Consider the following 12,152-nt stretch of genomic DNA (forward strand, 5'->3'; position numbering starts at 1 on the left):
AACAAGTTGCAAAAGTTCACGTCTGACCCCGCCCCGGATAAGTTGCGAAAGTTGCGGTGCCTGACGCCGCGATATGACGCCGCGATATGGGACGCTGCGATATGGACGCCGCTGTATAGGATTCCGCCATATAGGCCCTTTGGCCTAGGACGGACTGGGGCGCTCGCTCCTGGGTTCATTTCGCCGTACGGCTACCCTTATAGTATGAGCGCGCGATCGTCGGTGCTGCTCGCGGCCGTCGGACTCCTCCCCGCCGCCTCCTTCGCGGCGGGACTCTCCGCCCGGCCCGAACCGGCTTCCGCGCTCGAGTCTTTGAGGATGGTCGCCGTCGCCCCCGGCGCGGCGGTCGCCGACATCGTCGGCCGCGCCCTGCAGGGACCCGACGAGGCCCGCATCGAGAAGGTCTGCGCCTCGCCGCTGCCGGTGCTGGTGCTCGACAACTTCGCCGCGGGCACCGACGCCGTCTCCCCCTACATGGACGTCGACGGCGACGGCAAGCCCGACGCCGGGCACGGGGAGGTCGTCAGCGCCATCTACAAGGCGAGCGGGAAGAAGACGCGCCCGCTCAACATGGGCGGGGACGGAAGCATCGAACACCTCGTCGCGCTCCTCGGCCCGGTCGCCGCGCGGCTCGAGAAGGGCTCCCTCGCCCTCTCGGCGATCAACGTCTCCCAGTGCGTCGACGTCCCGCTCAGCGACGTCCAGAAGGACCTCGGCCTCCCCTACGGCTCGGAGCAGTTCCTCGCGCACCGCGCGGAGGTCGACGCCGCCATCGCGAAGCTCATGAACGAGAAGGGCAGCCCCCACTACGGGAAGCTCTCGCGCATCGCCGCCCGCATCGCGAAGAAGGGCGTCCCCATCTACCTCGCCGCGGGCAACCAGGGGCCGGGCAAGGTCAACCTCCTCGGCTTCCTCCCCGGCACGGTCTCGGTGGGCTCCATCGGCCGCGACGGCCGCAAGGCCGCCTCCTCGGCCGACAACGGTCTGACGAGCGTCTGGCGGCCCGGCGAGTACGCCTTCCGCCGCACGGCCGACGGGAATGTGGACGTGAACGGCGACGGCCTCGGCGACTTCGACGCGAAACTCATGAGCAAGGGCCCCCCGCTGGCCGCCGCCTACGCCGGGAAGCCGATGACCGAGGTCCTGCGCACGCCCACCAAGGACCCGGAGCTCGACATCATCCGCCGCGACACGCCCGGCGGCGTCGAGCGCCTGACGAGCGAGCTCCAGGACGGGCTCTACCGGGTCGACGACCTGATCGCTTTCTTCCGCATAGACGGCGCCCGCGCGGAGTCCCTGCGCCGGCACGGCCCCTACCTCGACAAGAGCATGCGCTTCCACTTCACGGCGAGCGCGGCCGGCACCGTCGTCTTCGACCCCGCCGGCGACGGCTCCCCCGGGCAGGTCCTCCTCATGGCCGGAACCTCCTTCGCCGCCCCCGCGTTGTGCCTGAAGTCGGGCTCTCCGAAACCCTGACCTCGTGCTACAATCTGGCTGTCCGCCCGGAAGCGGACGCGAGGCAATGCCCATGAACATCCGTCCCTTCACCGCCGCGGCCGCCGCTGCGACGACCGCCGGCCTCACGGTCTGCACGCTCAAGGACATCGTGAAGGACCAGTGCGTGTACTCCTGCCCCGACGGCCGCACGATCACCAAGCCCGTCGCCGAGCCGCCCGCGCTCGCCTGCCCGCAGGTCCTCATCCCGTTCTAGACACCCACAAAAGGAACGCCCCCCGGCTCGTCGCCGGGGGGCGTTCCTTTTGTGCCGTATCTACTTCAGGGGCGTCCACCCATGGTCAACGACTGGATGGCCTTCACGGTGTGGAGGCGGTTCTCCGCCTGGTCGAACACGATGCTCTGCGGGCCGTCGATGACGGCGTCCTCGACCTCCGCGCCGCGGTCGGCCGGGAGCGGATGCATGTAGACGGCGTCCTTCTTGCCGAGCTTCATGCGCTTCTCGGTGCAGACCCACTTCTTGTACTTGTTGAGGATGTCCATGCCGACGCGCTTCTTGTCCTCTTCCGGCACGCCCTGGTCGGCCAGGTACTGGTGGCAGCCCCAGGACTTCGGATAGAGCACGGTCGCGCCCTTGAAGGCCTCGTCCATGTCGTGGGTGATGCTGAACTTGGAGCCCGACTCCTTGGCGAACTTCTTCGCCGCCTCGACGGTGCGCGGCATGAGGTTGAACTCCTTGGGGTGGGCGAGCACGACGTCCATGCCGAAGCGCGGCATGAGCGTGATGAGGCCCTGCGGCACCGACAGCGGCCGCGCGTAGGCGGGCGCGTAGGTCCAGGAGATGACGAACTTCATGCCCTTGAGGTTGCTGCCGAACTTCTCGCGCACGGTCATGAGGTCGGCGATGGACTGGCAGGGATGGTCCACGTCGCACTGGAGGTTGATGATCGGGATGGTCGCGTGCTCCGCCACCTCGCGGATGTACTTGTTGCCGACGCCGTAGAAGCAGTTGCGGATGGCGATGCCGTGCCCGTAGCGGGAGAGCACCTTGCCGGTGTCCTTGGGGGTCTCGCCGTGGGAGATCTGCATCTTGTCCGGAGTCAGGTCGTGCGCGTGGCCGCCGAGCTGCGTCATGCCGGCCTCGGTCGAGTTGCGGGTGCGGGTGGACTGTTCGAAGAACATCATGAACAGCGTCTTGTCCTGGAGCAGGCGGTGCGGCTCGCCGAGCGCGAAGCGCTGCTTCAGGTTCCAGGAGGTGTGGAGGACGGTCTCCAGCTCCTCCTTGCTCCAGTCCACGGTCTCGATCCAGTCCTTCCCTCTCAGCATGCTCTGCATGTTCTCGGCCTCCGGTTTTATTTGCGCAGATACTGCGGCAGCGCGGCGTAGAACACCGCGGCCTTCAAAAGGTCGTCGACGGGCATCATCTCGTTGACGGTGTGGGCGTAGACCTCGTTGGCGGGGCCGAAGCCGATCGTCGGGATGCCGAGCCGGCCGGCGCTCGCCACGCCGTTGGTGGAGAAGGTCCACTTGTCCACGACCGGGGTCTTCTTCAGGGCGTCGCGTCCCGCCTTCACGGAGGCCTTCACGAGTTTGTGGCTCTCGGGGAGCACCCAGGTCGGGAAGTACTTCTCCTGCCCGACCTTGAGCCCGGTCCAGCACACCGCGTCGTAGTGCAGGACGTGGACCTTGGCCTTGGCCTTCTTCACCGACTTCAGGCCCTCGATCTCGCGCACGGCGCTCTTCAGGGTCTCGCCGGCGGTGAGGCGCCGGTCGAGGTAGATGGTGGCCTCGTCGGGCACCGCGTTCAAGGACGGCGTCTTGCACTCGATGCAGGTGACGCAGACCGTGCCCTGGCCGAGGAAGCGGTCCTTTTTCAGCTTCGGGCGCAGGGCCTCGATCTCCGCGACGATGGGCGACATCTTGGCGACGGCGTTGTCGCCCCGGTCGGGAGCGGAGCCGTGGCAGGAGCGGCCCTTCGTGACGACCTTCATCTCCATGCGGCCGCGGTGGCCGCGGTAGACCTTGAGGTCGGTGGGCTCGGTGATGACGACGAAGTCGGGCTTGTAGCCCTCCTTCTCGATGAGGTGGAGCAGCGGCAGGCCGTCGCAGTCCTCCTCGAGGCAGGAGCCGACGACCCAGAGGGTGTAGTCGCCCGTGAGCCCGAGCTGCTTGATCGCCTTGCCGGCGTAGACCATCGAGGCCATGGAGAGCTTCTGGTCGGTGGCGCCGCGGCCGTAGATGGTCCGGTTCTGGTACTTTCCCTTGAACGGGTCCCACTTCCAGGCGCTCTTGTCGCCGATGCCCACGGTGTCGATGTGGGCGTCCATCATGATCTTCGTCTTCCCCTTGCCGATGCGCCCGATGATGTTGCCCATGCGGTCGACCTGGACCGCGTCGAAGCCGACCTTCTTCATCTCCCTGGCGATGAGGCGCACGAGGGCGCCTTCCTGACCGGAGAAGCTGGGGGTTGCGACGATGGCGCGGGCGAAGCGGACGATGTCCTTTTCGTAGCTGCGGACCTTGCGGCGGAGGAGGTCGGCGTTGAACATGATAGTCTCCTGAAAAAGAAAGGCGTCAGCGCGATTCTACATCTTGGACGGGTTTTGCGCAAAGGGCGCGGGATTGAACCCCGGGGCGTATTATGGAAGAATCCGGGACGACCGCACCCGGAGGTCCGATGAAGCTTTTCAGCCGAGCCGCGCTCGCCGTCCTCGCCGCCGTTCTGCTCGCCGCCCAGGCCGGCGCCGCCGAACCCCTCAAGAAGCTCTCCGACAAGCTGCAGAAGGCGTTCAAGGACCAGCCCGACAAGAAGGTCGCGGTCCTGAGCTTCTCCTACGTCGGCGGAGGCACCAGCAGCGGCTCGAACATCGTCCAGGAGCGCCTCACCACCTTCCTCGTCCAGGGCGGCGGCGTCGAGGTCGTCGAGCGCAGCCTGCTGACGAAGCTCCTCGAAGAGAACAAGCTCGAGGCCGCCGGCGTGCTCGACTCCAAGACCACCCAGGAGCTCGGCAAGGTGCTCGGCGTGAGCGCGATCGTCACCGGGACGCTCAACGACCTCCCCAAGGACCGCACCGAGGTCAACGCCCGCGTCATCGAGACCGGCACCGGCAAGATCCTCGCCGCGGCCCAGACGCAGATCGAGCGCACCTGGACCGACGCCCCGGTCCGGCAGGGCGGGACGACCGTCCAGACGCCCGCGACCCCGACCGGCCCCCTGCTGGGAAAGCCGCTCGTCCAGCTCGCCATCCTCCTCGACACGAGCTCGAGCATGGACGGCCTCATCAACCAGGCCCGCACCCAGCTCTGGAGGATCGTCAACGAGCTCGCGCGCGCCGAGAAGGGCAGCGGGAGCCCCGAGGTGCAGGTCGCGCTCTACGAGTACGGCAACGACGGGCTCGGGCAGTCCGAGAACTGGATCCGCCAGGTCTCGCCGTTCACGAAGGACCTCGACAACATCTCCGAGAAGCTCTTCGCGCTCAAGACCAACGGCGGACAGGAGTTCTGCGGAGAGGTCCTCCGCCGCGCGGTCGCCGACCTCACGTGGGACAAGCACGCCGACGTCTACAAGGTCATCTTCATCGCCGGCAACGAGCCCTTCACCCAGGGCCCGACGGACTTCCGCGCGTCGGCCGCCGAGGCGCAGAGCAAAGGCATCGCCGTCAACACCGTCTTCTGCGGCGACCGCCCGCAGGGTCTGGCGACGATGTGGAAGGCCGGCGCCGAGCTCGGCGGCGGAGAGTTCAGCAACATCGACCAGAACGTCCGGGTCGCCCAGATCGCCGCCCCGCAGGACGACGAGATCCTCAAGCTCAACGGCGAGCTCAACGGGACCTACATCCCCTACGGCGCGGGCGGACGCGCGGCGAAGGTGAAGCAGGAAGCGCAGGACCAGGCGCTCTCCTCCGTGCGCGGCGCCGCGATGGAGCGCGCCGCCTTCAAGGCCGCCGCCCCCCAATACGCGGGCGCCGCCGCGTCCTGGGACGCGGTGAGCGCCGTGGCCTCGGGCCAGCTCAAGGAGTCCGACATGAAGGCCGAGGACCTGCCCGCCGAGATGCAGAAGCTCGACGAAGCCGGCCGGAAAGCCTACATCCAGAAGAAGGCCGACGAGCGCAAGGCGCTGCAGACGAAGATCCAGCGCCTGAGCGAGGAGCGCCGCCGCTACGTCGCCGAGAAGGAAAAGGAACTCGCGGGCAAGGGAGGCTCCACCCTCGACGCCGCCGTGCTGGGCGCCGTGCGGACCCAGGCCGCGAAGAAGGGCTTCAAGTTCAAGAACTGAGACCATGTTCGGCAAGCCCGAGATCGGCGACATCCTGGTCAAGAAGGGCGTCCTCAACGCCGAGCAGCGCGCGCTCGTCGAGAAGAGGGCCCGCCTCAACGACTGGACCTTCGCCCAGGCGGTCGTCAAGGAAGGGCTGGCCTCCGAGGAGGCCGTGGCGGCGGCGATCGCCGACAAGCTCGGCATCGCCTTCGCCTCGACCGCCAACAAGCTGCTGAGCTTCGAGCCGGGCCAGAACCTCGACAAGATCGTGCCCGAGGCCTTCGCCCGCGACCACCTCGTCCTGCCGCTCCTCCTCGACAACGGCATCCTCGCCGTGGCGCTCGCGGAGCCCGAGGACCTCATGGTCGTCGACAACCTGAAGGTCCTGACGAGCTTCGAGATCCAGCCCTTCGTGGCGACGCGCTCCCAGATCCTGCGCGAGATCGACGCCCTCTACGGGGCGCGCACCGGTCTCATCGACAAGACCATCGACTCCCAGGCGGCCTCGCCGGGCGCCGCCGACCCCCACTCCGGCTCCGGGCAGGTCGACGTCACCGCGAGCAAGCTGGACCTCGACAAGACGATCATCGGGGTGCGCGGCGCCTCCTCGGTGCAGTTCGTCAACGCCATCCTCAAGCAGGCGGTGGCCGAGCGGGCCTCGGACATCCACCTGGAGACCTTCGACGACCAGCCCATCCTCCGCTTCCGCATCGACGGGATGCTCTTCGAGCGCACCCCTCCGCCGCGCGACGTGTTCCTCTCGGTCGTCTCCCGCCTGAAGGTCATCGCCCGCCTCGACGTGGCCGAGCGGCGCCTCCCCCAGGACGGGACCTTCACGATCACCCTCCAGGACCGCCCCATCGACATCCGCGTCTCCGTGTGCCCGGCGGCGTACGGCGAGAAGGTCGTGCTCCGCCTGCTCGACAAGGAAGCCGTGGAGCTCGACATCGACAAGATCGGGCTCGAGGACCGCCAGAAGAGGGACTTCCTCGAGGCGGCGAGCCTCCCCCACGGGCTCATCTTCCTGACCGGCCCGACCGGTTCCGGCAAGACCACCACGCTCTACACCATCCTGAGCAGGATCAAGACCCCCTCGCTCAACTTCATGACGATCGAGGACCCCGTCGAGATCAAGCTCAAGGGCCTGACCCAGGTGGAAGTCAAGCCCGGCATCGGCCTCTCCTTCGCCTCGGCCCTGCGCTCCTTCCTCCGCCAGGACCCGGACGTCATCCTCGTCGGCGAGGTCCGCGACCAGGAGACCGCCGAGATCTGCGTGCGCGCGGCTCTCACCGGGCACCTCGTCCTCTCGACGCTGCACACCAACGAGGCCATGTCGATGGCCGCGCGCCTCCTCGACCTGGGCATAGAGCCCTTCCTCCTCGCCGACGGGCTCGCCCTCGTCGCCGCCCAGCGCCTGGTCCGGGTGCTCTGCAGGGAGTGCAGGGTCGCCTACGCCCCCGACGCGGCGCTCATGGCCCAGGTGCTCAAGGAGACCTCGCTCGACGCCGCGTCGATCCCGAAGGACCTCCCCTTCTACAAGGCCAAGGGCTGCGAGCGCTGCTCCGGCACCGGCTACCGCAAGCGCATCGGCATCTACGAGGTCTACCGGGTCACCCCGGAGATGAAGGAGATCATCGTCGCCGAGCGCGGCCGCATCTCGAAGCTGAAGGAAGCGGCCTGGCGCTCCGGGATGTGGAACCTGCGCGCGAGCGGCTGGCGCAAGGTCCTCCAGGGGATCACGAGCGTCGACGAGGTCCTCACGAACACCACGGCCTGATGCCCGTCCTCTGTCCCGCCTGCAAGTCCGAACTCGACCCCCAGGCGACCCGCTGCGAGGTCTGCATGCGGGAGCGCACGCGCCAGGAGATGATCGCCGGCCTGCGCGTCTCGGACAAGCCGAAGACGAACTGGAAGTTCCTCCTCTGGCTCGCCGTCGCCGCCGCGATCGCCCCCTTCGCGTTCAAGAGCTTCCGCTTCGTCGAAAGCCCGTTCGCGGCGCGTCCCGCGAAGGCGCCGGAGCGCGCCGCGGCGTCCGTCCCCGCGCCCGCCGCTCCCCCGAGCGTCCCGGAGGACGCGCGGAGCCTTCCCGGCCCGGAGAGGACGACGCCCCTCTCCTCCCTCCCGGGCGACGGGGAGAAGACCCGCCCCCCGCTCCCCGCGCGCTGGACGATCCACGGGGAGGCGTACGACCTCCTCACCCTCGCGCCCGTCGCGGGCCTGACCCTTTCGCTCGAGAACCCCGAGACCGGGAAGGTCTTCACGACCCGGACCGACGCCCGGGGCGTCTACTCGCTGACGGTCCCGGGCCTCGCCGACGCCGGCTATCGGGTGAGCGTCTCCGGGACGCGCTACCGCAACGGCTACCTGGAGGACGCCGGGCTCTCCTACAAGGACCGCAGCCGCGCGCACCGTGAGGAGGCCGCCGAGCTCGCCCGCGTCTCGAAGGTCCTGCACGTCCCGGTCAACCTCGCCGCCCCCCAGGACCGCCTGAAGTACGACCTCGCCCTTCTCCCCTAGAAGCCATCCAGGAACCCCGCTGCGCCTGCAAACGCGGCTTTCGGTCTCCGGCGTCGTTGCTCGGACCGCTGCGTACCTCCAGTACGCTGCGGTCCTCCCGCCTAGCCGTAGGCGCGAAATCCACGTTTTCGCGTATCAACGGGATTTCCGGATGGCTTCTAACGCCGTTGCGCGGCCCCGTCCTATTTGTGAGAATGCCCTCATGCGCCGACTGAAGGACTTCCTGGCCGACCACTGCGACGGCTGCACGATGTGCCGCTTCGCGCGGGACAACCCGTCGCACTGGTTCGGCAAGGCGATGGAGTGGCACGGCACCTGGTGCCCTGCCTGGCGTGCGTGGAAGGACAAGTACGGGAATAAAGGCGTCGCCGACGCCGGGAGCCGCGCATCATGAAGAAGTGCCTGCTGCTCGCCGTTCTCGCCGTCCTGCCGGGACGGCTCTACGCGTATCCGCTCGACTTCAAGCTCTCCTCGAGCACGCTGGCCGGCGCCTGCTCGGCGGCGAAGGCCAAGGCCGAGTCCCGGCTCAAAGACCTCGCCGCTCTCAAAGCCCCGACCTTCCAGAACGCGATCGTCGGCTTCTCGGACGCCCTCTCCGACCTCAGCGACGAGGCCGCCGTCCCGATGTTCCTCGGCCAGGTCTCGACGGAGAAAGCCGTGCGCGACGCCGGGATGGAGTGCGACACCGACATCTCCAAGTACTTCGTCGAGGTCTACACCCGCGAGGACCTCTTCAAGGTCCTCAAGGCCGCGGCCGACCGCCGGGAGATCCTCGCGGGCGAGGACGCGCGCCTCGTCGAGAAGACCCTCATGGACTTCAAGCGCAGCGGCCTCGACCTGCCCCCGGCCGAGCGCGCGAAGCTCCGCGAGATCCGCCAGAAGCTCGTCTCCCTCTCCAACGACTTCACCAAGGAGGTCTCGGAGACCAAGGACTTCGCGCTCTTCACGAAGGCCCAGCTCGCCGGCCTCCCCGAGGACATGGTCAAGCGCCTCGAGGTCGTCGACGGCAAGTACAAGGTGACGCTCGACTACCCGGACTTCTTCCCCTTCATCGACAATGCGACGGACCCGGGAGCGCGCGCGCTCCTCTACAAGAAGTTCAACATGCGGGGCGGCGAGAAGAACAAGACGCGCCTGGCCGAGATCCTCAAGCTCCGCAAGGAAGCCGCGGGCCTCCTCGGCTATAAGACGCACGCCGACTTCGTCCTCGAGGACCGCATGGCGGGGAGCGTCTCGCGCGCCATGCCCTTCCTCGAGCGGCTGCGGACCCGCCTCTACGAGAAGGCCCGCCCCGAGCTCAAGGAGCTCCTCGCCCTCAAGAAGGCGGAGGAAGGCCCGAAGTCGGACGGGATCCTCCAGCCCTGGGACTGGCGCTATTACCATGAGAAGCTCATGCGCACGAAGTACCAGGTCGACCAGAACGTCATCAAGGACTACTTCCCGGTGGACCTCGTCATCGACCAGATGCTCAAGGTGTACCAGGAGCTCCTCGGCGTGAAGTTCACCGAGGTCGTGCCATCGGACGCCTGGCATCCGGACGTCAAGCTCTACGCGGTCAGCGATTCGCGCACCGGCGTGGACCTCGGCCGTTTCTACATGGACCTCTACCCCCGCGAGGGCAAGTACAAGCACGCGGCCGCCTTCACGCTCATCCAGGGACGCGTCCTGCCGGACGGCTCCTACTCGAAGCCCTCGAGCTCCATGGTCGCGAACTTCGACAAGCCGACCGCCGACAAGCCGTCTTTGATGGATCACAACGCCGTGGAGACCCTCTTCCACGAGTTCGGCCACCTCATGCATATGACGCTGACGCACGCGAAGTACCAGCGCTTCTCGGGCGTCTCGGTGGCCCGCGACTTCGTCGAGACCCCTTCGCAGATGTTCGAGAACTGGGTCTGGGACGAGGGCGTGCTCGACCGCATGTCGGGCTTCTACAAGGACCGCGCGAAGAAGCTGCCGAAGGAGATCATCCGGAGGATGATCGCCGCGAAGACCGTGGACTCGGGACTCAAGTACCTGCGCCAGAACTTCTTCGCGACCTACGACCTGACCCTGCACACGCAGGACGTCGCGGACACGACGGCCCTCTACGGCAAGCTCATGAAGGAGATCGCGCTCATCCCGATGCCCGCGGGCGTCATGCCGGAGACGAGCTTCACGCACCTGATGGGCTACGACGCCGGCTACTACAGCTACCTCTGGTCCGAGGTCTTCGCCCAGGACGCCTTCTCGCGCTTCGAGAAGGAGGGGCTGCTCAACCAGGACGTCGGCCGCGACTTCCGCAAGTGGGTGCTCGAGCCGGGCGGTTCGCTCGGGGAGGAGGTCTCCCTGAGGAGCTTCCTCGGCCGGGAGCCCGACGACAACGCGTTCCTCAAGGCGATCGGGATCGGCGCGAAGCCGGCGCAATCGAAGACGACGAAACCATAGCGCCGGCTTCCCCGCACCCCCCATCCCCCTCTCCCGGCGTTGCGGGAGAGGGGGTGTTTTTTGCTGACTAAAAAGTGCGGTGGGAGGCGGGACGCGGCTCCTCCGGCACGCCCAGCCGGGCCCGCAGGGCGGCGGCCTCGGCCGACGCGGCGACGCGGAAGGGGTCCCGGGACGGGAAGTTCGTCGCCAGGAGCCGCTCGAGCCGCTCGAGGTCGCGGCGCGCCGTGCGCCGATCGCCGGCCTTCAGGCTGGCCGCGCTGCAGGCGACGAGGGCCTCGGCCAGCGCACGGTGCCTCGGTCCCTGGAACTGCACCTGCTCCTCCCAGGCGCGCTCCAGAAGACGCTCGGCCACGGGCCGCCGCCCGGTCCGCGCGTAGAGCGCGATGAGCCCCGCCCAAGCGGCCTCCCGGTCGACCCGGTCGGCCATCGGAGATTCCTCATGCTTCAGCAGGGCGCTCCGGTAGAGGGTCTCGGCCATCGCCTCCTGCCTCCGGCGCGCGTAGAAGCCCGCGCCGCGCAGCAGCGCCTTGACCGCCGCGTGCGAGCCCTCGAAATGGGCGAGCGCGGAGTCGAGGATCGCCTCGGCCTCGGCCGACTTCCCCTCCGCCTCCAGCAGTTCGGCCCAGGCGAGCCGGTTGGAGAGGTAGCCCAGAGGATCGCCGCCCGGATGCCGGAGGTGGACCTCCATCCCCCGCTCGAGGTCCTCCCGGGCCGCCGCGGGCTTCCCGGTGCGCAGCAGATAGAGACCCTCGTCGCTCAGCGCGCGGGCGATGTCGGCGTGCCCGGGCGGCAGCGCGACGCGCAGGCCCGCAAGCCCCTTCGCGCAGCGGCCGCCGGCTTCGCCGAGCCGCCCATCCTCGGCGAAGATCCCGCAGAGAGAGGCGTCCACGGCGGACGCGACGCCGGGGTCGAGCCCCTCCAGGCGCCCGTTGATGGCCTCGGCGCGACGCAGGGTCCGCTCCGCTTCCTCATGGAGACCCCAATCCCTGTACAAGGCTCCGAGGCGGGCGTGGGTCATGGCCGATGGCAGGCTGATCTCGCCGTAGGCGCCGCGATAGAGCTCCAGGGCGCGCTGGTAGAGGCCTTCCGCCGCGTCGTGGGCGCCGAGCCGGGCCTCGAGCTCGCCGAGCTCGAGCAGGTAATAGGCCCGGCGAGGGTCCGCGGGGTCGAGCGTCCGCTCCTTGGCGGCAAGGGCTTCTTCCAGATATGGGCGCGCCTCGGCGAGCCGTCCCAGCCGCATCAGCGTCTTGCCGGCGTGATCGAGCGCATAGGCCGTGCGCAGGTCGTCGGGACCGAAGCGCTCGCGCGCGGTCTTGAGGCCCTCCTCGGCGGGGACGAGGGCCTCCTCGAAGCGGCCGGACTCATAGAGCGCGATGGAGGCGTGCGACTTCGCGAGCCAGCTCCGCTCCTCGCGGCAGGCGCAGAGCAGCGCGAGCAGCGGAAGCATGCAGGACGCCGACCGGGCGATGTTCGGCATGGCTCCTCCGGAGGATGC

The 12,152-nt window shown here is 68.3% G+C and carries 10 protein-coding genes; 7 read left to right on the top strand and 3 right to left on the bottom strand.

Going from position 1 to position 12,152, the window contains the following annotated elements; genetic code table 11:
* Nucleotides 1-204 precede the first annotated feature (204 nt).
* Complete coding sequence (locus WC969_00085; GenBank protein MFA6028224.1) at nucleotides 205-1,476, top strand: hypothetical protein; 1,272 nt, start codon at nucleotides 205-207, stop codon at nucleotides 1,474-1,476.
* A gap of 52 nt (nucleotides 1,477-1,528) precedes the next feature.
* A complete protein-coding gene (locus WC969_00090) occupies nucleotides 1,529-1,711 on the top strand; it encodes a hypothetical protein (protein MFA6028225.1) in 183 nt (60 codons plus the stop codon).
* Between the two features lie 65 nt (nucleotides 1,712-1,776).
* Here WC969_00090 and WC969_00095 read toward each other — a convergent pair whose 3' ends face one another.
* Nucleotides 1,777-2,790 (bottom strand): ornithine carbamoyltransferase, encoded by a 1,014-nt coding sequence (locus tag WC969_00095; protein MFA6028226.1) that lies wholly within the window; start codon nucleotides 2,788-2,790, stop codon nucleotides 1,777-1,779.
* Between the two features lie 17 nt (nucleotides 2,791-2,807).
* Entirely contained in the window at nucleotides 2,808-4,004 is a 1,197-nt protein-coding gene (locus WC969_00100; protein ID MFA6028227.1) for a YgeY family selenium metabolism-linked hydrolase, read from the bottom strand.
* A gap of 128 nt (nucleotides 4,005-4,132) precedes the next feature.
* On the opposite strand from WC969_00100, the gene WC969_00105 reads away from it, so the two are divergent.
* From WC969_00105 to WC969_00125, 5 genes are all read left to right on the top strand, one after another.
* Entirely contained in the window at nucleotides 4,133-5,731 is a 1,599-nt protein-coding gene (locus WC969_00105; GenBank protein ID MFA6028228.1) for a FlgO family outer membrane protein, read from the top strand.
* Between the two features lie 4 nt (nucleotides 5,732-5,735).
* Complete coding sequence (locus WC969_00110) at nucleotides 5,736-7,490, top strand: GspE/PulE family protein (GenBank protein ID MFA6028229.1); 1,755 nt, start codon at nucleotides 5,736-5,738, stop codon at nucleotides 7,488-7,490.
* Nucleotides 7,490-8,230, top strand: a complete 741-nt coding sequence (locus WC969_00115; GenBank protein ID MFA6028230.1) for a carboxypeptidase-like regulatory domain-containing protein — start codon at nucleotides 7,490-7,492, stop codon at nucleotides 8,228-8,230. The genes WC969_00110 and WC969_00115 overlap by 1 nt, the downstream gene beginning before the upstream one ends.
* Before the next feature lie 202 nt (nucleotides 8,231-8,432).
* On the top strand, nucleotides 8,433-8,624 hold the full coding sequence (locus tag WC969_00120) for a hypothetical protein (protein MFA6028231.1): 192 nt from the start codon (nucleotides 8,433-8,435) through the stop codon (nucleotides 8,622-8,624).
* Nucleotides 8,621-10,657, top strand: a complete 2,037-nt coding sequence (locus tag WC969_00125; protein ID MFA6028232.1) for a M3 family metallopeptidase — start codon at nucleotides 8,621-8,623, stop codon at nucleotides 10,655-10,657. Before WC969_00120 ends, WC969_00125 begins: the two co-directional genes overlap by 4 nt.
* A gap of 67 nt (nucleotides 10,658-10,724) precedes the next feature.
* Here WC969_00125 and WC969_00130 read toward each other — a convergent pair whose 3' ends face one another.
* Entirely contained in the window at nucleotides 10,725-12,134 is a 1,410-nt protein-coding gene (locus WC969_00130; GenBank protein ID MFA6028233.1) for a tetratricopeptide repeat protein, read from the bottom strand.
* Nucleotides 12,135-12,152: the final 18 nt, after the last annotated feature.

Source organism: Elusimicrobiota bacterium, from assembly GCA_041660925.1.
Classification (GTDB): domain Bacteria; phylum Elusimicrobiota; class Elusimicrobia; order UBA1565; family UBA1565; genus JBAZUV01.